General features: G+C 68.7%; 24 protein-coding genes. 15 read left to right on the top strand and 9 right to left on the bottom strand.

All coding sequences use genetic code 11. The features are described 5' to 3' along the window. Position 1 precedes the first annotated feature (1 nt). From ACXMYJ_RS20620 to ACXMYJ_RS20630, 3 genes are all read left to right on the top strand, one after another. Positions 2–1,501, top strand: a complete 1,500-nt coding sequence (locus tag ACXMYJ_RS20620) for an MCE family protein (protein ID WP_260754837.1) — start codon at positions 2–4, stop codon at positions 1,499–1,501. 171 nt (positions 1,502–1,672) lie between these two features. After that, positions 1,673–2,332 (top strand): tetratricopeptide repeat protein, encoded by a 660-nt coding sequence (locus tag ACXMYJ_RS20625; protein ID WP_443188641.1) that lies wholly within the window; start codon positions 1,673–1,675, stop codon positions 2,330–2,332. After that, entirely contained in the window at positions 2,329–3,018 is a 690-nt protein-coding gene (locus ACXMYJ_RS20630; protein ID WP_460358707.1) for a hypothetical protein, read from the top strand. The genes ACXMYJ_RS20625 and ACXMYJ_RS20630 overlap by 4 nt, the downstream gene beginning before the upstream one ends. A gap of 4 nt (positions 3,019–3,022) precedes the next feature. Here ACXMYJ_RS20630 and ACXMYJ_RS20635 read toward each other — a convergent pair whose 3' ends face one another. Continuing rightward, positions 3,023–3,715: an SDR family NAD(P)-dependent oxidoreductase gene (locus tag ACXMYJ_RS20635; protein WP_460358708.1), complete on the bottom strand. Its 693-nt coding sequence runs from the start codon at positions 3,713–3,715 to the stop codon at positions 3,023–3,025. 89 nt (positions 3,716–3,804) lie between these two features. Between ACXMYJ_RS20635 and ACXMYJ_RS20640 the strand changes: the two genes are divergently transcribed. Beyond that, positions 3,805–5,076 (top strand): WS/DGAT/MGAT family O-acyltransferase, encoded by a 1,272-nt coding sequence (locus ACXMYJ_RS20640; RefSeq protein WP_460358709.1) that lies wholly within the window; start codon positions 3,805–3,807, stop codon positions 5,074–5,076. 99 nt (positions 5,077–5,175) lie between these two features. Here ACXMYJ_RS20640 and ACXMYJ_RS20645 read toward each other — a convergent pair whose 3' ends face one another. After that, entirely contained in the window at positions 5,176–5,835 is a 660-nt protein-coding gene (locus tag ACXMYJ_RS20645; RefSeq protein ID WP_260754833.1) for a TetR/AcrR family transcriptional regulator, read from the bottom strand. Positions 5,836–5,899: 64 nt separating this feature from the next. Here ACXMYJ_RS20645 and ACXMYJ_RS20650 point away from each other — a divergent pair, with 64 nt between their 5' ends. The 3 genes from ACXMYJ_RS20650 (at position 5,900) to ACXMYJ_RS20660 (ending at position 9,778) form a co-directional block, all read left to right on the top strand. Beyond that, positions 5,900–7,366, top strand: a complete 1,467-nt coding sequence (locus tag ACXMYJ_RS20650) for a carotenoid oxygenase family protein (protein WP_460358710.1) — start codon at positions 5,900–5,902, stop codon at positions 7,364–7,366. Positions 7,367–7,388: 22 nt separating this feature from the next. Then, the gene (locus ACXMYJ_RS20655) at positions 7,389–7,910 is read left to right on the top strand and encodes a DoxX family protein (RefSeq protein WP_460358711.1); all 522 of its coding nucleotides are present in this window, start codon (positions 7,389–7,391) and stop codon (positions 7,908–7,910) included. A gap of 125 nt (positions 7,911–8,035) precedes the next feature. Further along, positions 8,036–9,778 carry a DUF3556 domain-containing protein gene (locus ACXMYJ_RS20660; RefSeq protein WP_460358712.1) on the top strand — a complete coding sequence of 581 codons (1,743 nt, stop codon included), beginning with the start codon at positions 8,036–8,038 and terminating at the stop codon, positions 9,776–9,778. A gap of 30 nt (positions 9,779–9,808) precedes the next feature. Here the strand turns inward: ACXMYJ_RS20660 and ACXMYJ_RS20665 are convergent, their stop codons facing one another. Continuing rightward, the gene (locus ACXMYJ_RS20665; RefSeq protein ID WP_443188657.1) at positions 9,809–10,573 is read right to left on the bottom strand and encodes a FadR/GntR family transcriptional regulator; all 765 of its coding nucleotides are present in this window, start codon (positions 10,571–10,573) and stop codon (positions 9,809–9,811) included. A gap of 243 nt (positions 10,574–10,816) precedes the next feature. Between ACXMYJ_RS20665 and ACXMYJ_RS20670 the strand changes: the two genes are divergently transcribed. From ACXMYJ_RS20670 to ACXMYJ_RS20680, 3 genes are read left to right on the top strand one after another with little or no spacing between them, the layout of a single operon-like run. Continuing rightward, positions 10,817–11,974, top strand: coding sequence for a thiolase family protein (locus ACXMYJ_RS20670; RefSeq protein ID WP_260754829.1), 1,158 nt, complete (start codon positions 10,817–10,819; stop codon positions 11,972–11,974). Then, on the top strand, positions 11,971–12,771 hold the full coding sequence (locus tag ACXMYJ_RS20675; RefSeq protein WP_260754828.1) for a crotonase/enoyl-CoA hydratase family protein: 801 nt from the start codon (positions 11,971–11,973) through the stop codon (positions 12,769–12,771). The genes ACXMYJ_RS20670 and ACXMYJ_RS20675 overlap by 4 nt, the downstream gene beginning before the upstream one ends. A gap of 24 nt (positions 12,772–12,795) precedes the next feature. After that, the gene (locus ACXMYJ_RS20680) at positions 12,796–13,938 is read left to right on the top strand and encodes an acyl-CoA dehydrogenase family protein (protein ID WP_460358713.1); all 1,143 of its coding nucleotides are present in this window, start codon (positions 12,796–12,798) and stop codon (positions 13,936–13,938) included. Positions 13,939–14,088: 150 nt separating this feature from the next. Here the strand turns inward: ACXMYJ_RS20680 and ACXMYJ_RS20685 are convergent, their stop codons facing one another. From ACXMYJ_RS20685 to ACXMYJ_RS20695, 3 genes are all read right to left on the bottom strand, one after another. After that, on the bottom strand, positions 14,089–14,841 hold the full coding sequence (locus ACXMYJ_RS20685) for a fasciclin domain-containing protein (protein WP_443188647.1): 753 nt from the start codon (positions 14,839–14,841) through the stop codon (positions 14,089–14,091). A 121-nt stretch (positions 14,842–14,962) separates the two neighbouring features. Continuing rightward, a complete protein-coding gene (locus ACXMYJ_RS20690; protein ID WP_460358714.1) occupies positions 14,963–15,559 on the bottom strand; it encodes a TetR/AcrR family transcriptional regulator in 597 nt (198 codons plus the stop codon). Beyond that, complete coding sequence (locus tag ACXMYJ_RS20695; RefSeq protein WP_460358715.1) at positions 15,556–16,512, bottom strand: SDR family NAD(P)-dependent oxidoreductase; 957 nt, start codon at positions 16,510–16,512, stop codon at positions 15,556–15,558. The genes ACXMYJ_RS20690 and ACXMYJ_RS20695 overlap by 4 nt, the downstream gene beginning before the upstream one ends. A gap of 58 nt (positions 16,513–16,570) precedes the next feature. Here ACXMYJ_RS20695 and ACXMYJ_RS20700 point away from each other — a divergent pair, with 58 nt between their 5' ends. The 3 genes from ACXMYJ_RS20700 to ACXMYJ_RS20710 are packed head-to-tail and all read left to right on the top strand — an operon-like array spanning position 16,571 to position 19,006. Beyond that, entirely contained in the window at positions 16,571–17,092 is a 522-nt protein-coding gene (locus ACXMYJ_RS20700) for a gamma carbonic anhydrase family protein (protein WP_260754823.1), read from the top strand. A gap of 58 nt (positions 17,093–17,150) precedes the next feature. Then, entirely contained in the window at positions 17,151–18,299 is a 1,149-nt protein-coding gene (locus tag ACXMYJ_RS20705; RefSeq protein WP_460358716.1) for an NAD(P)H-binding protein, read from the top strand. Continuing rightward, positions 18,296–19,006, top strand: coding sequence for a CPBP family intramembrane glutamic endopeptidase (locus ACXMYJ_RS20710; RefSeq protein ID WP_443188651.1), 711 nt, complete (start codon positions 18,296–18,298; stop codon positions 19,004–19,006). The genes ACXMYJ_RS20705 and ACXMYJ_RS20710 overlap by 4 nt, the downstream gene beginning before the upstream one ends. Position 19,007: 1 nt before the next feature. On the opposite strand, the gene ACXMYJ_RS20715 is transcribed toward ACXMYJ_RS20710, so the two are convergent. Continuing rightward, positions 19,008–19,286, bottom strand: a complete 279-nt coding sequence (locus ACXMYJ_RS20715; protein WP_260754820.1) for a helix-turn-helix domain-containing protein — start codon at positions 19,284–19,286, stop codon at positions 19,008–19,010. 78 nt (positions 19,287–19,364) lie between these two features. Between ACXMYJ_RS20715 and map the strand changes: the two genes are divergently transcribed. Further along, positions 19,365–20,135 carry a type I methionyl aminopeptidase gene (map, locus tag ACXMYJ_RS20720; protein WP_443188652.1) on the top strand — a complete coding sequence of 257 codons (771 nt, stop codon included), beginning with the start codon at positions 19,365–19,367 and terminating at the stop codon, positions 20,133–20,135. Here map and tet(V) read toward each other — a convergent pair. After that, positions 20,132–21,439: a tetracycline efflux MFS transporter Tet(V) gene (gene tet(V), locus ACXMYJ_RS20725; protein ID WP_460358717.1), complete on the bottom strand. Its 1,308-nt coding sequence runs from the start codon at positions 21,437–21,439 to the stop codon at positions 20,132–20,134. The two genes, map and tet(V), sit on opposite strands and share 4 nt — an antisense overlap. A 121-nt stretch (positions 21,440–21,560) precedes the next feature. Continuing rightward, positions 21,561–22,382, bottom strand: a complete 822-nt coding sequence (locus tag ACXMYJ_RS20730; protein WP_460358718.1) for an enoyl-CoA hydratase — start codon at positions 22,380–22,382, stop codon at positions 21,561–21,563. Between the two features lie 119 nt (positions 22,383–22,501). Here ACXMYJ_RS20730 and ACXMYJ_RS20735 point away from each other — a divergent pair, with 119 nt between their 5' ends. Continuing rightward, positions 22,502–23,596 carry a CaiB/BaiF CoA transferase family protein gene (locus tag ACXMYJ_RS20735; protein WP_460358719.1) on the top strand — a complete coding sequence of 365 codons (1,095 nt, stop codon included), beginning with the start codon at positions 22,502–22,504 and terminating at the stop codon, positions 23,594–23,596. Positions 23,597–23,626 lie beyond the last annotated feature (30 nt).

A 23,626-nucleotide genomic window follows, 5' to 3' on the forward strand; every position in this document is an offset into this window, starting at 1 on the left:
CATGCGTCTGACTCGTCGAATCCTGATCCAGCTAGCGATCTTCGCCGTCATCGCGACGACCGCCCTGGCGATCATGGTTTTCGCCTACATGCGGTTGCCCGCGTTCCTCGGCATCGGGCAGTACCGGGTGACCGTGGAGCTGCCCGAAACGGGTGGCCTGTACCCGAGGGGCAACGTCGCCTATCGCGGCGTCGAGGTCGGCGAGGTGAAGAGCGTCCAGCTGACCGATAAAGGCGTCGTGGCGGTGCTGTCGCTGAATGACGACGTCGAGATTCCCGCCGATGTCGACGCCGAGGTGCACAGCGTGTCCTCGGTCGGTGAGCAGTTCGTGCAGTTGCTGCCCCGAAGCGCCGAGGGGCCGGTGCTCAAGGACGGCGACGTCATCCCGATGGACCGGACGTCGATTCCGACGGACATCAACGGGGTGTTGAACGCCACCAACACCGGCCTTGAGGCGATACCGCAGGAGAACCTGCAGACCGTCGTCGACGAGGCCTACACCGCCGTCGGCGGGCTCGGGCCGGACCTGCGCCGGTTGGTCACCGGCAGCACCGCACTGGCCATCGACGCCCGCAAGAACCTCGAGTCGCTGACCACGCTGATCGACCAGTCCAAACCGGTGCTCGATTCTCAGACCGAGACCGGCGACTCGATCCAGGCGTGGGCGGCGAATCTGGCGAGCATCTCCGGGCAGCTGCAGAACCAGGACCCGGCCGTGGCCGGGATTCTGGAGAAGGGGCCGGGCGGCGCCGAGGAGGTGCGGGCGCTGTTCGACCGGCTGCAACCGACGTTGCCGATCGTGCTGGCCAACCTGGTGAGCGTCGGCGAGGTGGCGGTCACCTATCAGCCCAGCCTTGAGCAGTTACTGGTGCTGCTGCCGCAGGGCACCGCGGTCACCCAAGCCGTCGGCGTGCACAAGCGCAACACCAAGCAGGACTACATGGGTGATGCCCTGGTCTTCAACCTGAACCTGGCGATCCCGTTTTTCCCGGCGCCGATTCCGTTGCCGCCCCAGCAGTTGCCGCCGCCATGCACCACCGGCTTCCTTCCGGCGCAGCAGCGTCGCGTGCCGACCTTCGAGGACTACCCCGACAGGCCGGCGGGCAACCTGTACTGCCGCGTCCCGCAGGACGCGCCGTTCAACGTCCGCGGCGCCCGCAACCTGCCGTGCGTCTCCGTGCCGGGCAAACGCGCCCCTACGTGGCAGGACTGTGAAAGCGACGAGGTGTACGTGCCGCTCAACGACGGCTACAACTGGAAGGGCGATCCGAACGCCACGCTGTCCGGAGAGCCGATCCCCGACATGCCACCGGATGTTCCGGTCGCGGTGACGCCTCCACCGCCGGGGACGCCTCCGCTGCCCGTGGCGGCTGCCGAATACGACCCCGCCTCTGGCGAATACGTCGGTCCGGACGGGAAGGTGTACACGCAATCCAACCTTGCCGGTGGCGCGTCGGGGGAGCGGCCGTGGCAGTCGATGCTCGTCCCGCCCGGGGGCTGACCGCTCGCTGTCTGCGGACGACTGGGGCACGGGACTGTTCCGAACGTGGTGGTCAATAGTCAGTGCGTCGAATCGGCTCGCGGCCGCCGACGATATGGTGTCGGACACGTAAGTTGGTACCGACCTGTGCACCGACCCCGATCTGGCCCGCCGGCCGCTGAGGAAACATTGATGGCAGACGAGAAGAGACCCGCTGAGGAGGAGTCGACCACCGAGGTCGGCGCGCCCGGCGAGAGCCCTGAAGCCACGGCGTCGGTCGCGGATACGGGCGAGACGGAGTCGGACGGGGTCCAGGACTCCGAGGCCGCCGCGGCCGAGGTCGAGGATGAGGTCGCGCCCCGCAGGCCGATCTCGCATGTCAAGCTCGCGCTGATCGCCGGGACGGTCGGCGTGCTGGCCCTGGCGGGCCTCACCGGCTGGCTCGGATACCGCACCTACGAGTCCAACAAGGCCGAGGAACAGCGAAACGTCTTCTTGCAGGTCGGGCGGCAGGGAGCCCTCAATTTGACGACCATCGACTGGCAGAACGCCGACGCCGACGTCCAGCGCATTCTGGACTCGGCCACCGGCACGTTCTACGACGATTTCCAGCGGCGCGCGGAGCCGTTCGTGGAGGTGGTCAAGCAGGCTCAGTCGAAGTCGGTCGGCACCGTCGCCGAGGCGGGCCTGGAGTCCTCCAGCGACAACGAGGCCCAGGTGCTGGTCGCGGTGACCGTGCAGACCACGAACGCCGGCGCACCCGAACAGCAACCGCGGGCGTGGCGGATGCGGCTGACGGTGCAGGACGTCGACGGCGAGGCGAAGGTGGCGAAAGTGGAGTTCGTGCCGTGAGCGACAAGAACGACGTGACAGTCGGCGCGACCGACGACGACGCGACCGAGATCGTCGAGGCCGACACCGCTGAGCCGGCCGAGCCCGCCGACACCGGGGCGGCCGACGAGACCACCGGGCCGGACGAAACCGAGGCGGTCGACGAGACCGCCGCGGCTGACGAGGTGGCCGGGGCCGCTGACGCGCCTGCGCCGAAAGGCGGCATCGCATGGTCGCGGGTGGTGGCGTTCGCGGTGCTGCCGGCGCTGGCCCTGGTGCTCGCGCTGGGCGCGGGATATCTGAAGTGGCGCGACAATTCGATCCGCAACAGCGAAGTCGCCGCTGCGACGTCGGTGCAAGCGGCCCGCGACAGCACGATCGCGCTGCTGTCCTATAAGCCCGACACCGTCGAACAGCAGCTCGGTGCGGCACGCGAGCTGCTGACCGGTGAATTCCGGGACGCCTACACGTCGTTGACCAACGACGTGGTGATCCCCGGCGCCAAGGAGAAGCAGATCTCGGCCGTCGCGTCGGTGCCTGCCGCGGCGTCGGTGTCGGCGACTCCGAGCGAGGCCGTGGTGCTGCTGTTCGTGAACCAGACGGTGTCGGTCGGCGCGGACGCCCCCACCGACACCGCCTCGAGCGTGCGGGTGACGCTGGAGAAGGACGGCGACCGCTGGCTGATCTCCAAGTTCGATCCGGTGTAGCGGTTCAGCGCGGCTCGCGGCCGGGGTGGTTGCGGGCCAGCATCGGCAGCAGGACCCAGCGCGGGGCCAACCGGTTCAGCGCCGCCGCCACCCGGTTCGCAGCGCCGGGCACGATGATCCGCCGGCCACGGACCAGGCCGTCGACCGCGGCCCTGGCGACGGCCTCCGGCTGCTCCCACAGGAAACTCGGGAGCAACTTCTCGGCGTCCTCGTCGGGAATGCCGGCGGCCTCGCCGAACCCCGTCCGCACCGGACCCGGACACACGACGGCCGCCGTCACGCCGGTGCCCTTCAACTCCTCGCGCATCGCCTCGGTGTAGGAGAGCACGAACGCCTTGGCTGCGCCGTAGGACGCCTGCCACGGCACCGGACCGAACGCCCCGACCGACGCGACATTGAGCACAGCGCCCCGTCCGCGCGCCACCATGGCCGGCACGAACCGGGTGCACAGGTCGACGACGGCAGCGACGTCGACCTCGATGAGCCGCAGTTCGTCGTCGACGTCCACCCGCGCGACCGCCCCCACATTCGCCACGCCCGCGTTGTTGACAAGCACATCCACCGTCAGCCCCAGGGCGGCCACCCGGTCGGGTAACGCCGCCCGGTCCGCACGCTCGGCCAGGTCGGCGGCGAGCACGTGGGCGCGCGTGCCGAGCGCATTGGCCAGCTGCCGCAGCCGCTCGGAACGCCGCGCCACCAGGACCACCTGATGCCCGCGCCATCAACGCCGCCCCCGTGTCCGAGGGCGCGGGCATTGTCGCCATGCCGGCAGCCTAGCCTGGGCCGATGACGGTGCGCCGGCTCACGGCGGTCGACGCGCAGATGTACTGGATGTCGGCGGCGGTCCCCAACGACCAGTTCCTGCTGTACGCCTTCAACGCCTTTGACGACGGCGGCGTCGGCGACCTGGACCGGGCGCTGGACGTCGTGCGTGGCCGGGCGCAGACCTGTGCGGAGTTCGGACTGCGGATCGCCGACACCGGGTTCTGGACATATCCGGTGTGGGCGCCGCGCGAGGTCGCCGTCGACCAGATCGTGGTGCACAACCTCGGCGCGCTCGACTGGCAGGCGTGCCTGGCGGCGGTCGCGGATCTGACCGACGAACAGCTCGACGCGACCGCTCTGACCTGGCGGCTGCACGTGTTCCCGTCCGTCGGCGGCCTGCCGGGCAACGGCACGGGATCGGTTGCGGTGCTGCAGATCTGCCACGCCCTCGCCGATGGCACCCGGGCCTCGGCGCTGGCCGCCCGCCTGTTCGGCCGTGACGTCGATGTGCCCGCGGTGACCGCGCCGGCGGCGTCCGGGGCGGCGCTGCCCTGGCGAGCGTTCGCCGCCGGCCGGGCGCACCGCCGGCTGGTGCGCGACACCGAAGCGGGACTGGTTCCACCGCAAGCGCTTTCGCGACCCGCGTTGACCAGCAATACCCGCCCCGACGGCGCTCGCCGGCTGCGTACGGTGGTGTGCCCGCGCGGACGGTTCGGTGCGTCGACAGTGACCGTCGGCGTGCTGGCGGCGGTGTCGGCGGCGCTGGCCGGTCATCTGCGTGAGATCGGTGACGACCCGGCCGAGTTGGGAGCGGAGGTGCCGATGGCCCGGCCGGGGCCGCCCAGGGCACACAACCACTTCGGCAATGTCGGCGTCGGCCTCTATCCAGGTCTGGCGCCGCAGGAGCGCGCCGAAGCGATCGCGGGGGACCTCCACCGGCGGCGGCGCCGTGCCGCACACCCGGCGATGGAGAGCGAGGCGGCTGCGTTCGCCACCCTGCCGGCCCCTCTACTGCGTTGGGGTACAGCGCAATTCGATCCCGACGTGCGGTCGCCCACAGTGACGGGCAACACCGTGGTCTCCAGCGTCAACCGAGGTCCCGCGGATCTGCGGTTCGGCGCCGCGACGGTCGTGCTGACCGCCGGCTTTCCGAGTCTGTCGCCGATGATGGGCGTCACGCACGGCGTGCACGGCATCGGCGACACGGTCGCGGTCAGCGTGCACGCCGCGGACTCGGCGATCGGCGACATCGACGCCTACGTCGAGCGGCTGGCCCACGCGCTGTCGCCCTGACCGCCGAAATCGCATTCCACGCGCGTCAAGTCGGGAAAATCGCACGCTGGACGCGATCTCGGCGAGGATGATGCGGATCTCACGACGACTCGGCCAACCCTACGAATCGGCCAGTGCCGCGACGACGGACTCCATCGAACGCGTCGCGGCGTCCCGGTCGTCGCCCATGCCGACGAGGGTGTCGATGACCAGAGGGCCGAGGATCTGCGCCAGCCCGTGGCCCTCGTGCCCGAAGAAGCCCGCCAGCTCGAGCATCACCGCGCCGTGGTTGATGCTCCACAACCGGCCCGCGACGGCGAGCTCGTCGTCGACGCGGATGCGGCCGGCCGCCATCATCCGGTGCACGGCGCGGTGCAGCGCGCCGAACGACGCCGCCCATTCGGCGCGGTTGGTCGCGGTACCGGTGGCGGTGATGTCGCTGCGGAATCGGGCGATGGACGCCGGCGAGGCCGCGCCGAACATCATCTGGTAGCGCGCCGGGTTGGCGAGCGCGAACCGGTGATACGCCAGCCCCATGGCCAGGAAATCGGCGACCGGATCGTCGGTGTCCGCGACTTCGGTGAGGACCTGGGTGAACCGGCTGAACACCTCGACGGCGATCGCGTCGAGCAGGCCCGTCATGCCGCCGAAGTGCGTGTAGACCGCCATCGTCGACGTGCCGGCCTCCGCGGCGACGCTGCGGGCACTCAAGGCCGCGAGGCCGTCGCGTTCCATCAGCCGTACCCCGGCCCCGACAAGGCTGTCAGCTACCTGTTTCATGGTTGCCATGCTGCCATAACGGTGTTATACAGAGACCACGTATAACGCTGTTATAGGGGGCGGTATGGCCAATCAGTACCTCGAAGGCGCATTCGCCCCGGTGGCGCAGGAGTACACGCTCACCGATCTCGACGTGGTCGGCCGTATTCCGGACCATCTGGACGGCCGCTACCTGCGCAACGGCCCCAATCCGGTCGCCGAGATCGACCCTGAGCTCTATCACTGGTTCACCGGTGACGGCATGGTGCACGGCATCCGCCTGCGCGACGGCCGGGCCGAGTGGTATCGCAACCGGTGGGTGCGCAGTCCGCGAGTGGCCGCGGCGCTCGGGGAGACACCGCCCCGGGGGGACTACGGCCTGACCCCGATCGGCGCCAACACCAACGTGATAGGCCATGCGGGCAGGACGATGGCGCTGATCGAGGCCGGGGTCGCCCAATACGAACTGACCGACGAACTGGACACCGTCGGCGTCTGCGATTTCGACGGCACGCTGGCCGGTGGCTACACCGCTCATCCCAAACGCGACCCCCAGACCGGTGAGCTGCACGCGGTGTCCTACTGCCTACTCAACGGGAACACCGTGCAGTACTCGGTGATCGGCGTCGACGGCCGGGCCCGGCGCACCGTAAACGTCGAAGTCACCGGAAGTCCGATGATGCACGACTTCTCGTTGACCGAACGGCACGTGGTGTTCTACGACCTGCCGGTCACGTTCGACGCCTGCCAGGCCGCCGCGATCGGTGTGCCGCGTGGGCTGCGGCTGCCCGCCCGGCTGCTGCTGTCCGCGCTGATCGGCCGGGTGCGCATCCCCGACCCCGTCGCGGCGCGCCGCCCGGGCGCCGGCGGCTCTGAGGCCGCCTTCCCGTACTCGTGGAACCCCCGCTATCCGGCTCGTGTCGGCGTCATGCCGCGCGACGGCGGCAACGGCGACGTCCGCTGGTTCGAGGTCGAGCCGTGCTACGTCTTCCACCCGATGAACGCGTTCGACGACGGCGACACCGTGGTGCTCGACGTGGTGCGGCACGAGAAGATGTTCGCCACCGATCATCGTGGTCCCAATGAGGGCCCGCCGACATTGGACCGCTGGACCGTCGACCTCGCCGATGGAAAGATTCGCGAATCCCGGATCGACGACCGCGGCCAGGAGTTCCCGCGCGTCGACGAACGCGTCGTGGGCCGGCGGCACCGGTACGGCTACGCCCCGGCCGTCACCGGAGGCGGGTCCTGCGCCGACACGCTGCTCAAGCACGATTTCGTCGGGAACCGCTCCGTGGCCCGGTCGTTCGGAGCCGGAAAAACGTTGGGCGAGTTCGTGTTCCACCCGTCCAATCCTGAGGCCGGCGAGGACGACGGCGTGCTGATGGGCTACGTCTATGACCGGTCCACCGACCGCAGCGAACTGGCGATCCTGGACGCGGCCACTCTCGATGACCTCGCCTCCGTCCGGCTGCCGCACCGGGTGCCGGCCGGGTTCCACGGCAACTGGGTGCCGACGGCCCAGACGGGCAGGGGGTGGGCAGCGACGTGACAGATGTTCTAAGTTCTGTTGCATGACTGCCTATGACGTCGGAGTGCTGATCCTGCGAGTCGTCCTCGGCTTGACCATGGCTGCGCACGGCTACAACAAGTTCTTCGGCCCAGGAGGACTCAAGGGCACCGCCGGCTGGTTCGACAGCATGGGGATGAGGCCGGGCATGTTCCACGCCCGGGTCGCCGCGACCACCGAGATGGCCGCGGGCATCGGGCTGGCGGTCGGTCTGCTGACCCCGATCCCGGCCGCGGGTTTCGTCGCGCTGATGCTGGTCGCCGCCTGGACGGTGCACAAGCCCAACGGGTTCTTCATCGTCAAGGAGGGCTGGGAATACAACCTGGTGCTCGCAGCGTCGGCGGTCGGCATCGCGACCATCGGCGCAGGCAAGCTGAGCCTCGACCACCTGCTGTTCTCCGGCACGGGCGTGTATGACCTGCTGCACGGCTGGTGGGGGCTGGTGATCTCGGTGGTGCTCGGCCTGGCCGGCGGCATCGGTCAGCTGGTCATCTTCTACCGTCCGCCCGCCAAGACTGGCGCGTAACCTCCCGGCCAACCCCGCAAGGTAGCCCGCGAGCAGACACAAAATCGCACGATCGCGCCGCGAATCGTGCGATTTTGTGTCTGTTCGCGGCCATCGAAACTGAAACACGTTCTAGTCTGTCCGGCATGGGGTTTCTCAAGCAGGACGCTCCCGTCGTCGACTACGCGGAATGGAGTAAGGGCACCCGCGCGGAACGCATCGTGCCGATGGCGCGGCACTGGGCGGAGGTCGGTTTCGGCACTCCCGTCGTGCTGCACCTGTTCTACGTGGTGAAGATCCTGCTCTACGTGCTCGTCGCGTGGCTGATCGTGCTGAGCACCAGCGGGATCGACGGCTTCACGAACGTGGCCGCCTGGTATCACGAGCCGATCGTGTACCAGAAGGTGGTCTTCTACACGATGCTGTTCGAGGTCGTCGGTCTCGGCTGCGGGTTCGGTCCGCTCAACAACCGGTTCTTTCCGCCGATGGGCTCGGTGCTGTACTGGCTGAGACCCAAGACCATCCGGCTCCCGCCGTGGCCGAACCGGGTTCCGTTGACAACAGGCGACACCCGCACCCTGTTCGACGTCGCGCTCTACGGCGCCCTGCTGGTGGTGCTCGTGGTCGCTCTGTTCTCCGACGGCACCGGCCCGATCCCGGAGATCGGGTCCGAGATCGGCATCCTGCCGGTGTGGCAGACGGCGACGATCATCGGGTTGCTGATTCTCGCCGGGTTGCGCGACAAGGTCATCTTTCTGGCCGCCCGCGGCGAGGTGTACGGGTCGCTGGCGGTGTGCTTCCTGTTCAGCGGCGCCGACATCATCATCGCCGCGAAGCTGGTCTGCCTGGTGATCTGGATGGGTGCGGCGACCTCGAAGCTCAACAAGCACTTCCCGTTCGTGATCTCGACGATGATGAGCAACAACCCGGTGATCAGGCCGCGGGCGATCAAGCGGAAGTTCTTCGAGCGCTTCCCCGACGACCTGCGTCCTGGCCGCGCGTCGCGGGTACTCGCGCACTTCTCGACGGCCATCGAGATGCTGGTGCCGCTGGTGCTGTTCTTCTCTCACGGCGGATGGCCCACCGCGATAGCGGCTTTCGTGATGCTGGTGTTCCACTTCGGCATCCTGTCCGCAATCCCGATGGGGGTGCCCCTGGAGTGGAACGTCTTCATGATGTTCAGCGTGCTGGCGTTGTTCGTCGGCAACGCCGGGGTCGGTCTGTCGGACCTGCAGAGCCCCTGGCCGATCGTGTTGTTCGTCGTCGTCGCCGGCACCGTCGTGGTCGGAAACCTCTTCCCCCGCAAGGTGTCCTTCCTGCCGGGCATGCGTTACTACGCCGGCAACTGGGACACCTCGCTGTGGTGCGTGAAGCCGTCGGCCGCCGAGAAGATCACCAACGGCATCGTCGCGATCGCCAGCATGCCCGCCGCGCAGATGGAGAAGTTCTACGGCAGCAAGGAGACCGCCGAGATCTACCAGTACATGGGGTATGCGTTCCGGTCGTTCAACACCCACGGCCGGGCGATGTTCACGCTCGCGCACCGGCTCATGGCCGACGGGAACGAGGACGAGTACGTGCTCACCGACGGCGAACGGATCTGCAGCACCGCGATCGGGTGGAACTTCGGTGACGGACATATGCACAACGAGCAGCTGATCGCCGCCCTACAGAAGCGGTGCCATTTCGAGCCCGGCGAGGTGCGGGTGCTGTTGCTCGACGCGCAGCCGATCCACCGGCAGCGTCAGGAGTACCGGCTGGTCGACGCCGCCACCGGCGAGTTCGAACGCGGTTACGTCATAGTCGACGACATGGTCACCCGGCAGCCGTGGGACGACACTGTTCCGGTGCACGTGACGTGGCAGAGGGACGCCGCCGACGCCTCGTGAGTCGCGGATCGGCTCTGTCTGTGCGGGGGGTCAGCCCATGACGTCGCGGACGGGCACACTCTCGAGGCCGGTCAGCAGCAGCTCCCTGGTCTTGTCGAGATGCTTGCGCCAATGCGTTTCGGCGCCGACGGCGTCGCCGGCGCGCAGAAATTGCATCAGCCTGCGGTAGGACCGCAACAGCGTGTCGTAGTCCGCCTTCGACACCGGGCGCCGTTCGTTGAACACGAAGGCCGTGTGCCTGACCGTGATCTCGTGCAGCATGCCGGCCACGATGCTCAGCGTCGCGTTGCCCGACAGCTGCACCACGCGCAAATGGAACAGCCCGGTGGCCTCGGCCAGCCGGCTGGACTGGTGACCGTCGGCGGCGAGTTCCTCCAGCATCTGCTCCAGCTCGTCGAACGCCTCGGGCGAACCGGACTCGGCGAGCAACCGCGCGGCCATCGGTTCGATGCCCGACTTCGCGGTCAGCAGGTCGGCGATCGTCGCGCCGGACAGTTCGAGCAGCAGCCCCGCCGGTCGGGCGACGACCTCGGGGCCGGGCACCCGCACGCGCGCGCCGGTGCGGGAGCCGCGGCGCACCTCGACCAGGCGCTCGGACTCCAGCACCCGGACGGCTTCGCGCAATGTCGGGCGGCTGACGCCGAAGTGGGCCATCAGCTCGGCTTCGTTGGGCAGGAAGTCGCCGTCCTTGAGCTGTCCTTCGACGACCATCCGGCGCAGCGTGCCGGCGACGAGCTCGGCGGTCTTGGGGGAGCGAACGGCGGCGCGAGAGGCGACGGCGTCCGGCCCGATCATCGGGGCCAGGGGTATGCCGTGGGTCACTGCACCTCCTCGTCGGTCGACTACGCTGCGTGACAGCTGTGCAACTCAGTAAACCATGTGATGACGGGGTAATCGGACCACGCGGGGGTCCGTCCAGGTGCGAACCACCCTGGGAGGTGGCGGCCCGGGTCCAAACCCCTACCAACCAGTAGGTTGACCTAGTAAACCTTGTTGGTTAGGTTCGTGGTAAAGCCGATTCAATGAAGGAGTATCCGCATGGCTGAAGCCGTCATCGTCGAGGCAGTCCGCTCACCAGTCGGCAAGCGCAATGGCGCTCTGTCGGGGATCCATCCGGCCGAGCTGTCGGCCCAGGTGCTCAACGGACTGGTGCAGCGTGCCGGTGTCGACCCCGCGCTCGTCGACGACGTGATTTGGGGCTGCGTCATGCAGGCCGGCGAGCAGGCGCTCGACATCGCCCGCACCGCGGTGCTGTCGGCCGGCTGGCCCGAGACCGTCCCGGGGGTGACCGTGGACCGCCAGTGTGGCTCCAGCCAGCAGTCGCTGCACTTCGCCGTCGCCGGTGTGGTGGCCGGTCACTACGACGTCGTGGTCGCCGGTGGCGTCGAGTCGATGTCGCGCACCCCGATGGGCTCGTCGCTGGCCAACGGCGGCAACCCCTATGGTGAGTCGTTCAAGGCGCGCTACGACAAGACTCCCAACCAGGGCATCGGCGCCGAGATGATCGCCGAGCAGTGGGGCCTGTCCCGCACCGAGCTCGACGAGTTCTCGCTGCGCTCGCATGAGAAGGCTGCTGCCGCACAGGATTCCGGTGCTTTCAAGGATCAGATCGTGGGCATCAAGACCCAAGACGCCGACGGCAACGACACCGTCGTGCTCGAAGACGGCGGCATCCGCCGCGGCGGCACCGTCGAGTCGATGGCCAACATCAAGCCCGCATTCAAGGAGGACGGCGTGATCCACGCCGGTAACTCCAGCCAGATCTCCGACGGCTCGGCCGCGCTGCTGCTCATGTCCGCCGAGAAGGCCAAGGAGCTCGGTCTCAAGCCGCTGGCCAAGGTGCACACCGCGGTGCTCGCCGGCGCCGACCCGGTCATCATGCTGACCGCGCCGATCCCGGCCACGCAGAAGGCGCTCGCCAAGTCCGGCCTGAGCCTGGACCAGATCGGCGCATTCGAGGTCAACGAGGCGTTCGCGCCCGTGCCGATGGCATGGCTGAAGGACATCGGCGCCGACGAGAACAAGCTGAACCCCAACGGCGGCGCCATCGCGCTCGGCCATCCGCTCGGCGGCTCCGGTGCGCGCATCCTGACCACGCTGCTATACCACATGCGCGACAACAACATTCAGTACGGCCTCCAGACCATGTGCGAGGGTGGCGGCCAGGCCAACGCGACCATCCTGGAACTGCTGTGACCGACACCGCCGTCGCCCCTGGCGCGCTCACCGAGCGCCGGGGGAACGTCCTGATCATCACGATCAACCGCCCCGAGGCCCGCAACGCGATCAACGCCTCGGTCAGCACCGCCGTCGGTGACGCACTGCAGTCCGCGCAGGAGGACCCGGAGATCCGGGCCGTCATCCTGACCGGCGCCGGGGACAAATCCTTCTGTGCCGGAGCCGATCTCAAGGCGATCTCACGCGGGGAGAACCTGTTCCACCCCGAGCACTCGGAGTGGGGTTTCGCCGGCTACGTGCGGCACTTCATCGACAAGCCGACCATCGCCGCGGTCAACGGCACCGCGCTGGGTGGTGGCACCGAGCTGGCCCTGGCCAGTGATCTGGTGGTCGCCGAGGAACGCGCGAAATTCGGTCTGCCCGAGGTGAAGCGTGGTTTGATCGCCGGCGCCGGCGGCGTATTCCGCATCGTCGAGCAGCTGCCGCGCAAGGTGGCGCTGGAGCTGATCTACACCGGTGAGCCGATCAGCTCGGCCGACGCGCTGCGCTGGGGTCTGATCAATCAGGTCGTGCCCGACGGCACCGTCGTCGACGCTGCTCTGGCTCTGGCCGAACGGATCACCTGCAACGCGCCGCTGGCCGTGCAGGCCAGCAAGCGGGTGTCCTATGGCGCGATCGACGGTGTGGTCGCCGGCGACGAGCCGTTCTGGAAGCAGACCTTCGGCGAGTTCTCGACTCTGCTGAAGACCGAAGACGCCATGGAAGGACCGCTGGCCTTCGCGCAGAAGCGCGAGCCGGTCTGGAAGGCCAAGTAAGCCAAGCAAGGGAAGCGAAAAGCCATGAAGCGCACCATCTATGACGCCGAGCACGAGGCGTTCCGCGAGACCGTCAAGGAGTACATCGAGCGTGAGCTCGTCCCCCACCACGAGAAGTGGGAGACCGAGCGCATCGTGGACCGGTCGGCCTACACCGCGGCGGGCAAGTACGGCCTCATCGGGTTCAACATGCCCGAGGAGTTCGGCGGCGGTGGGTCGGACGATTTCCGGTTCAACGCGATCATCGACGAGGAGATCGCCAAGGCCGGTGTGCACGGACCCGCGCTGAGCCTGCACAACGACGTCGTCGGGCCCTACTTCAAGGACCTGACCAACGACGAGCAGAAGAAGAGGTGGCTGCCGGGCATCGCCAGCGGCGAGACGATCATCGCGGTCGCGATGACCGAGCCCGGCGCCGGCAGCGACCTGGCCGGCATCCGCACCTCCGCGGTGCGCGACGGCGACGACTGGATCATCAACGGCTCCAAGACGTTCATCTCGTCGGGCATCAACTGCGACCTGTGCGTCGTGGTGGCCCGCACCGACCCGGAGGCCGGGCACAAGGGCTTCTCGCTGTTCGTGGTGGAGCGCGACATGGAGGGCTTCAGCCGCGGCCGCAAGCTCGACAAGATGGGTTTGCACAGCCAGGACACCTCCGAGCTGCACTTCGAGAACGTCCGGGTGCCGAACGCGAACCTGCTCGGCAAGGAGGGGCGCGGCTTCTACCACCTGATGACCAACCTGCCCTCGGAGCGACTGTCGATCGCGATCTCGGCGATCGCCGGCGCGCGGGCGGTGTTCGACGAGACGCTGCAATATGCCAAGGACCGCAAGGCTTTCGGCCAGCCGATCGGCAGCTTCCAGCACAACCGGTTCCTGCTCGCCGAGATGGAGACCGAGCTCGAGGTCACCGAGACCTACATCGATCGCTGCCTGCAGGGCGTGGTCGACGGAGAGCTGACCGCGGTCGAGGCGGCCAAGGCGAAGTGGTGGGCCACCGAGGTCGCCAAGAAGGTCGTCGACCAGTGCGTGCAGTTGCACGGCGGCTACGGCTACATGATGGAGTACCGGGTCGCCCGTGCCTACGTCGACGGGCGCATCCAGACGATCTTCGGTGGCACCACCGAGATCATGAAGGAGATCATCGGTCGCGACCTGGGTATCTGAGTCGGCCCGCCGACGTGGAATCTGAGTCGGCCCGCCGACGAGAAATGCCCCCGCCCGAGGCGGGGGCATTTCGTGTGCCGACAGTGCGGTGAGAGCGGTGATTTCGCGCAATCACCAGACCCAGCGCACTCTCGGCGCTGAGACGGCCGGCTAGCCGATCGGTGCCTCGGCCGCGGGCACGGTGGGCGACTCGGCCGGTGCTTCCGCCGGCGCCGGTGCCGGCTCGGTGGTCTCGGTCGGGGACGTGGTCGTCGTCTCGGTGGTGCTCGTCTCCGACGTGCCGGTCGGCGTGATCGGGGCCGGGGCCTCGGTCGGGTCGAGCACCTTGTCCACGAGGTAGATGCGGGCGTTCTGCGCCGGGATGCCGCCGCAGAGCACCTCGGTGGTCTCGTTGACCTGGATGTCACCGCCGGAGCCGGTCACCTCGATCTCGGTGCCCTCCTGGGTGGGACGCTGGCCCTTGACGTCGTCGGGGCCGAGCAGGCCGAGGAACGCGTGGTAGTACAGCAGGCTGGTCAGCGCGGCCGGATCGGTGCGCAGCACCTCCTGCTGGTCGGGCGGCAGCGCGGCGAACGCCTCGTTGGTGGGCGCGAACACCACGTACGGCCCGTTGTCGAGCACGCTGGTGATGTTCACGGCAGGGTTCATCTGCCCCGAGAGCGCGGCGTTGAACGTCGAGATCTCGGCGATCGAGGACAGCGCGGTGCTGACCGGCAGGTTCGCCAGGCCCTTCCAGTTCGGCAGTGCCTCCTTGAACGCGCCGCACTCGGGTCCCTGCGGATCCGGGATCTCCGCCGCGGGGGTGGTCGGTTCGGCGTGGGCGTTGATGGACAGCGGGACCGACAGGGCGATCGCGGCGGCACTGACAGCGACGCCGATGGCCTTGCTGGTAGGGGTCTTCACGTTGCGCTCCTTACAGTCGTCAAGTCGCCTGGCATGGTATGTGCCGCTGTCGGCGACGGCCAAGTCGAGTTAGCGGGCGAGGCCTGTCGCTCTACCCGTCGGCAGTGCTCTGAGCTGGGCTTCAAGGCGTCGGCGAGGTGTCGGGCAACAGGGTTGCGACGACGCTGCTCAACCCGGCCGCGGTGGCCTCGAACGTCGCGGTTCCCGAACTGGCCTGCACCATCGCGCCGACCAGCCCGAACTCCAGCGTCTCGGTGACCTCGGGCCATACCTGCGAGCGCAGCGCCGCGCACACCCGGCGGTGTAGTTCGGCATGGATGCGACGCCGGATGACCTGCACCGACGGCTCCCGCGAGACCAGCGCGCCGGCGCACGCGGCGGCCAGCCCGGGATGCTTCGCGGGAAGCATCACCAGCTGGTTGAACAGCGCGGCCGCCCGCGCCCGCGCCGACTTGTCCACATCGACGGTCAGCGGCGCGTCCCGGAGCAGATTGAGATAGATCTCGGCGACGATCGCGTCCTTCGACCGGAAGTACACGCAGAGTTCGCGGTGCGAGACGCCGGCCGCCGCGGCGATGCGCTGTGTGCTCAGCCCGTCGAACGCGACCTCGGCGAGTTGCGCGACGGTGGCGTCGAGGACGGCGGCCACCACCGCATGGTCGTCGCGGTCGCGGTCACCGTAGGAGCGAAGGTAGAAGACCTTCGCGCCGGTGGTCACGCACCCGCGCCCGAACTCGACGCGGTCGGTGTGCAGAGGTGTTCGGACAGTGCCCACAGTGCCAGCGCACGGGATTCGTCGACGGCGTAGGGAGCGGCGGTGCGCACCCGGCAGTCGGACAGGTACACCCCGCCGCTGCTGTCGAGTTCGTCGCTGACGGCCGCCCACACCTGGGTGGCGGCGCCGCACTCCGGTGTCGTGAACTGCGTGCGGAAGTCGGTCGGCGGCTTGTCGCCGGTCCGTTTCGCGCTGGACTTGTTCAGGCTCGTGAAGTCGTCGTCGGTCATGTGGCGGGCCAGCGAGGTGGCCACGATCCCGGGGTGCACCGCGAAGGCGCGCACGCTGCTGTCACGCAGCCTGCGGTCCAACTCGACCGCGTGCAGCATGTTGGCGGTCTTCGACGCGCCGTAGGCGGCGAACTTGTCGTAGTCGCGGTGCTCCCAGTTCGGGTCCTGAAAATCGACGTCACCCAGGCGGTGTCCCTCAGAGGACAGGTTGACCACCCGTGCGCCGTCGGCGGCGACCAGCGCGGGGAACAGCAGCCGCGTCAGCTCGAAATGGCCCAGATAGTTTGTGCCGAACTGCATTTCGAAGCCCTCGGCGGTACGGCCGAACGGGGTGAACATCACTCCCGCGTTGTTCATCAGCACGTGCACCGCCGGCGTCAGCTCGGCGATCTCCGCCGCGGCTGCCGCGACGCTGGCCAACGACGTCAGGTCCAGGTGCACCGACGACAGCGCCGCGTCGGACACCTCGGCGTGTATCCACGCCTCGGTCTCGGCGAGCGCATCGGTGTTGCGGGCCGCCAGGATCACGTGCGCACCGGTCCTGGCCAGGGCGCGGGCGGACTCGCGGCCCAGTCCGGAGGAGGCGCCGGTGATGACGCAGGTCTTGCCGGTGAGGTCGACTCCCTCGACGATGTCGAGTGCGGTCGGCGCTGACGTCGATGTCACGACGTGAGGATCGCACGTGGCGTCGGGACCGTCCGCACCCGGCCCTACGATGACGGCCATGCCTGAGCCACTGATCCTGCCCGTCGCCGGCCACTCACCCGACCTGCACCCCGACAGCTGGGTGGCGCCCAACGCCACCGTTGTCGGCCGGGTCAGCCTCGCCGCCGGCGCGAGCGCTTGGTACGGCGCGATCCTGCGGGCCGAGGCCGAGCCCATCGAGATCGGGGCCGGCACCAACATCCAGGACGGCGTGACCATCCATGTCGATCCCGGCTTCCCGGCACGGGTGGGCGCGGGAGTCAGCGTCGGGCACAACGCGGTGCTGCACGGCTGCACCATCGAGGACAACTCACTGGTCGGCATGGGCGCGGTGGTGCTCAACGGCGCCGTCGTCGGATCGGGCTCGTTGATCGCCGCCGGCGCGGTGGTGCCGCAGAACGCGGTGATCCCGCCGGGATCCATGGTCGCCGGGGTGCCGGGCAAGGTGCGGCGCCAGCTCAGCGAGGACGAGATCGCCGGCATCCGCAGCAACGCCGCGGTGTATCAGGAGCTGGTGAAGCTGCACCGGAACCAGGCGTGACCGACCTAACCCCGCGCCCCGTGTTCTGAACTCAGGCGGCCTGGGTACAGGGCTTACCGTGAAACCCGTGCGCACCCTGGTCACCGGCGCGACCGGCTACATCGGATCCCGCCTGGTCGCGGCGCTCCTCGAGGACGGACACCAGGTGGTCGCGGCAAGCCGAGATCCGGACCGGCTGGCGGAGTTCGGCTGGTACGACAGTGTCTCGACGGTGACGCTCGACGCGCACGACGAGATCTCGGCCAACCAGGCCTTCACCGACGCCGGTCCCGTCGACGTCGTCTACTACCTGGTGCACGGAATCGGCCAGCCGGGATTCCGCGAGGCCGACAACCGCGCCGCGGCCAACGTGGCGGCCGCGGCGAAGGCCGCCGGGGTGGGACGCATCGTCTACCTGGGCGGGTTCGTACCGAATGAGAACTCGCTGTCGGAGCACCTGGCCAGCCGGGCCGAGGTCGCCGCCGCGCTGACCATCGACGGCGGGCCGGACGTGGTGTGGCTGGGGGCCGCGATCATCATCGGTGCGGGCTCCACGTCGTTCGAGATGCTGCGCTACGTCGGCGACCGGTTCCTGCTGCTGCCCATGCCGGAATGGTCGGCCAACCCGATCGACCCGATCGCGATCAGCGACGCGCTGCACTATCTGGTCGCCGCGATCGACACCGACGCCGTGCCCGCGGGCGCCTACGACATCGCCGGTCCGGAAACCACCACCTACGGTGACCTACTGCGCACCTACGCGAAGGTGGCCGGCATCTGGCGCACGCCGGTCGCGGTGTACGGCGTCGACACCTCGCTGGTCTCGAAGCTGACCGGCGCCGTGCTGCCCGTTCCGGGTGGACTGGCCGCCGATCTCGTTGAGTCCCTGGACTTCCCGATGTTGGCGACGGCGAAGAGTCTCCGGGATCTGGTGCCCGATCCTCCCGACGGACTGGTGGGCGTCCAGGACGCGATCCAGCGGGCGGTCGCCAGCCCGCCGCGCCGGCCCGTCGACGAGCTGACCGACCCGCACCATCTCGCCGACACCGACCCCGAGTGGGCCGGGGGCGACACCCTACGGCTGCGGCAGCTGGCCCGCGCGGTGACACCGCCGGTGGCCCGGCCTATTCTCGGTCTGCTCTGTTTCGTCCCGGGTCCGGTCGCGGCGGCCGTGCGCACCGGGCTGGACACCGTGCTCGGACTGGTGCCCAGGGTGAGTACGGCGTGAGCGCCGAGGTGGGTTGGGCCGGCGAGTTGCGCAAGATCGCGCGCAGGAAGGCTCCGCCGTACAACGAGCCACCGTCGGTCGTCGGCAAACGCAAATGGGTGGTCGGCGTCGTCCTGCTGATCGGCGCGGCACTGCTGGGCTACTCGCTGAGCCGGCCGCCCGGCGACGAGACCTTCATCTGGCTCACCCTCGCACTCGCCGGCGTGTGGGCAGCGGGCGCTTTCGCTTCGGGCCCGCTGCACATGGGCCACGTCTGTGTCCGCGGCCGCAACCAGCGGCCCGTCATCACCGGAACCGCGGTTGGGCTGCTTCTCGGCGGCATCTTCGTGCTCGGCGGTCTGGTGGTGCGCGAGATCCCCGGCGTCAACGACTACATCCGCGAAGTCCTGCAGTACTCGAACGCCGGCCCGCTGTACCTGATCATCTTCATCACGGTGATCAACGGGCTGGCCGAGGAGATGTTCTTCCGCGGCGCGGTGTACACCGCACTGCTCAAATACCATCCGGTGATCGTCTCGACGGTGCTCTACGTCATCGCGACGGCGGCCACCACCGGCAACCCGATGCTGGGCTTCGCCGCGATCATCCTGGGCACTGTGTGCGCGCTGCTGCGGCGCGCCACCGGGGGAGTGCTCGCCCCGATGTTGACGCACTTCTTCTGGGGGCTGGTGATGGTGCTGGCGTTGCCGCCGATGTTCGGGGTGTAGCTCAGATCGCCAGTTGTTCGTCGGCGTCCTGCGCATCGGCGCCGCGCCACACCTCGACCGCCCGCTGCAACGGCAGACCGAGTGCGTCGCACAGTCCGACCACAGTGCCGAAGCTCGGGCTCGGCATCCTGCCCACCTCGATCTTGCGCAGCGTCTCCGGGGAGATCCCCGCGGCCCGGGCCACGCCCTCGGGGGCGCGGCCCGCCCGTGCCGTTCTCAGTAGCGCGCCGAGGCGTTGACCGGCGCGGATCTGTTCGGGACTCAGCGGTACGCGGACCATGCCGCACAGCATAACGGTATTCAAATACCGCGCCTGCTACCGTGGCGGTATAAAAATACCGACACGACGGAGCAGCGCATGATCGAACTCAAGACCGCCAAAGAGATCGACAAGATGGCGGTCACCGGCGAATTCGTCGCCCGCACCCTGCAGACACTGAGCGGTGAGGCCGAGCCGGGTGTCAACCTGATGCAGCTCGAACACCGGGCCAGGGCGCTCGTCGACGAGCGCGGCGCGACGTCCTGCTATTGGGACTACGCACCGTCGTTCGGTCGCGGACCCTTCCGCAACGTCATCTGCCTATCGGTCAACGACGCTGTGCTGCACGGACTTCCACACGACTATGGGCTCGCCGACGGCGACGTGCTGAGCATGGACTTCGCGGTGTCGATCGACGGCTGGGTCGCCGACGCGGCGGTCACCGTGATCGTCGGTGAGCGCGTCGACCCAGCGGACGCCGCGCTGGTCGACTCCACCCGGCGCGCGCTGAGCGCGGGCATCGCTGCCGCGGTCCCCGGCGGGCACCTCGGCGACATCTCGGCGGCCATCGGCGAGGTCGCGGCTGCCGAGGGGTACGCCGTCAACACCGACTTCGGCGGCCACGGACTCGGCCGCACCATGCACGAGGACCCGCACGTCCCCAACCGCGGAAACCGCGGACGCGGGATGAGGCTGCGCCCGGGACTGACGCTGGCGCTGGAGCCGTGGTGGGCGCGGGGCACACGGCGCCTGACCGTCGACGACGACGGCTGGACCCTGCGGTCGGCCGACGGCTCCCGCACCGCGCACTCCGAGCACACCATCGCCGTCACCGAGGACGGTCCGCGCATCCTCACCGCAGCGCCTTAGCTCAGCGGGTGGGCCAGTTCGTCCTGTCGCATCCGCGCGGCCCGCAGTGCCACCGCGGCCAGCAGCACCGGTGCCACGCCCGCGGCCAGGAAGATCGCTTCCATCGGAACGACTTTCGACAGCGGGCCGACGATCGCGAACGACACCGGCATGAACGCCAGGGACACGAAGAAGTCGAGGCTCGACACCCGGCCCAGCATCTCGGGCGGCACCCGGCGCTGAAGCAGGGTGCCCCAGATGACCATCCCGGCGCCATCGGTGACGCCGACAACGAACGTCGCCGCGGCCATCAGAGGGAACGACGACGTGACACCGACGATCACCAGCGGGACCGAGCCCAGGCCCCACATCGTCATCATCACCGTCAGATACCGGCGCGGCAGTCGCCGCGACGACACCGAAAGCGCGCCCAGTGCACTGCCCATCCCGAAGAACGCCAGGATGAATCCGTAGGTCTGCGCACCGTGGGTGAAGCGGTTCTGCACCAGGAAGGGCAGCAGCACCTCGATCGGTCCGAGCACGACGAGCACGAACATGCTGGCGAACAGCAGCGTCCACAGCAGCCACGGGGTGCGCAGCACGAACACCCAACCCTCGCGCAGGTCCCGCAGCAGATTCGGGCGCGAAACTTCTACCGGGCCGGGATCTCTCGGTGCCGGCCGGGTGAACAGCAGCAGGCCCAGACCGACCGCGAACAGCATGGCCACCATGACCGCACCCGTCGCCGGCACTGTCGCGCCGACCACCAGCCCGGCCACCGCGGGACCCACCGCGCGCTGGAACACCGGCCGGACCACCCCTTCGACACCGTTGGCGGCCAGCAGCTGCTCGGCGGGCAGAATCCTCGGCAGAATCGCGCTGTACGCCGGGAAGAAGAACGCCGCCGCGATGCCCAGTGCCGCGGCTGCCACCGCCATGTGCCAGATCCGTAGTGCCCCAACAAGTCCGAGCGCGGCGACGGTCGACACCACGACCGTGTTGACCGTCGCGACCACGATGATGATCCCGCGCTGGCTCAGCCGGTCAGCGGCCAGGCCGCCGACCAGCACGAACGCGACCAGTCCCGCGCCAAGGCACGTCGCGACCAGCGACAGCGAGGTGGGGTCGTTGGACAGCTCGATGACCTGCAGCGCCATCACCACGGCCCACATGCCCTCGGCGAAGATGGACAGCGACACCGCCGCGATGAGCAGGCGGTACTCGCGGAAGCGGAACGGCGCGAGCACCCGCCAGCCGGCGGGGGCCACCGGCTGCTCCGGCCCCGATCGTGCGCTGTCGCGCCCGGTCTCGTACTTCGTGCTCACCGATCGATGGTCGCCGACGAGCACGGGATGCGTCGAACCATTTTCTACCGCCGAAATCGCATTCCACGCGCGCTTTTCACGACTTGACGCGCGTGGAATGCGATTTCGGCGAAGTGAAGGGTTATGAGTCGGTGAACGTCGCCGGGCGGCGCTGCTGGAATGCCTTGGTGCCCTCGCGGAAATCGTTGGACTCCAGCAGGATCAGCTGTCCGGTCTTCTCCCGCTCGAGCGCACCGTCCAGTTCGAACAGCGTCGCGGCGTTGATCGCGTCCTTGGTCTTGCGCAATGCCACGGCCGGCCCGGACACCAGGGTGCCGATCACCTTGTCGACCTCGCCGTCGAAGTCCGCAGCCGGGAACACGGCGCTCACCAGGCCCCAGCCGTAGGCCTCGTCGGCCGAGAGGCGTTCGGCCAGCAGCGCCATCCGCATCGCACGGATGCGACCCACCGCCGCCGCGATCAACGCCGAGGCCCCGCCGTCGGGCATCAGGCCGATCTTGGTGAAGGCCAGCATGAAAAACGCCTTCTCGGAAGCGAGTACGACGTCGCACGCCATGGCCAGCGAGACACCCACCCCGGCTGCCGCGCCCTGCACGATCGCGACCGCGGGCTGGGGCAGCGCGGCGATCGCGCGGATGCAGCGGTTCGCGGCGTCGAGCACGTCGGCCGGCGTTCCCGCCGCGCCCGGATTAGCGTGGTCTTCTTCGCTGATTCCCGCCCCCGAGCAGAAGCCGCGGCCCGCGCCGCCGAGGCGCACGACGCGCACCCGAGGATCGGTGGCGGCGCGTTCCAGCGTCGAGGCCAGCGTCTGCAACATCGGCGCAGTGAGTGAGTTCAGGCTCTCCGGGCGGTTCAGCGTGATGGCGAGGATGCCGCCGTCGAGGCCGACGGTCAGGTCGTCGATGCCTTGGTAGACGTCGGTGCTCGGGTCGGTGGTGGTCATGAATGTCCCCTTCATTGGGGCCTTCGGTGACTGCTGAAGCCCCGTGGCCGGTCGACTTGGTTATACAAGTAAGCTATGTCGCGGTCAACCGAGCGATACTCACGAAGGGCGGTCAGGGCATGGCTGGACCACTACAGGGACTTCGAGTTGTGGAGCTGGCCGGCATCGGCCCCGGACCCCATGCGGCAATGATCCTCGGCGACCTCGGTGCCGATGTGGTGCGCATCGAACGCCCAGGTAAGGGCCCCGGCCCGGCGACCAAACCAGGTGGCGACTACCTGCTGCGCAACCGCCGGTCGGTGGCGGCGAACCTGAAGAGCGAAGAGGACCGCGACATGGTCCTGAGGCTGATCGCGAAGGCCGACGTGCTGATCGAGGGGTTCCGGCCCGGGGTCACCGAACGGCTGGGGCTCGGTCCGGCGGACTGCGCGAAGGTCAACGAGAAGCTGATCTACGCGCGGATGACCGGCTGGGGCCAGGACGGCCCTCGCGCCCAGCAGGCCGGCCACGACATCAACTACATCTCGCTCAACGGTGCGCTGCACGCGATCGGCCGGGCCGGGGAGCGGCCGGTGCCGCCGCTGAACCTCGTCGGCGACTTCGGTGGCGGATCGATGTTCCTTCTGGTCGGGGTGTTGTCGGCGCTGTACGAGCGGGAACGCTCGGGCAAGGGCCAGGTGGTCGACGCCGCGATGGTGGACGGCTCCAGCGTGTTGTCGATGATGATGTGGGCGTTCCGCGGCATGGGCATGTGGAGCGACGAACGCGGCGTGAACATGCTCGACACCGGCGCGCCGTACTACGACACCTACGAATGCTCCGACGGGCGCCACATTGCGGTGGGCTGCATCGAACCGCAGTTCTACGCCGAGTTCCTCAAGGGCATCGGTCTCGAAGGTGTCGACCTGCCCGACCAGAACGACATGAGCCGCTGGCCGGAGCTCAAAGAAGCCTTCACCAAGGCGATCGCCGCCCACGACCGCGACCACTGGGCCGAGGTGTTCTCCGGCACCGACGCCTGCGTGACGCCGGTGCTGTCGTTCGCCGAGGTGGAGTCCGAACCGCACAACACCGAGCGCAACACCTTCTACTCGGAGAACGGTTCGCTCTACCCCGCACCCGCGCCGCGGTTCTCGCGCAGTGTGCCATCCGCCCCGAAGCCCCCTGGGGTACCCGGCGCGGACACCGAAGCTGTTCTGCAGGAATGGATTTAGTCAAAGTCAAGGTCAGGAAAGGACTGGTTT

It is taken from the genome of Mycobacterium sp. ZZG (assembly GCF_054786995.1).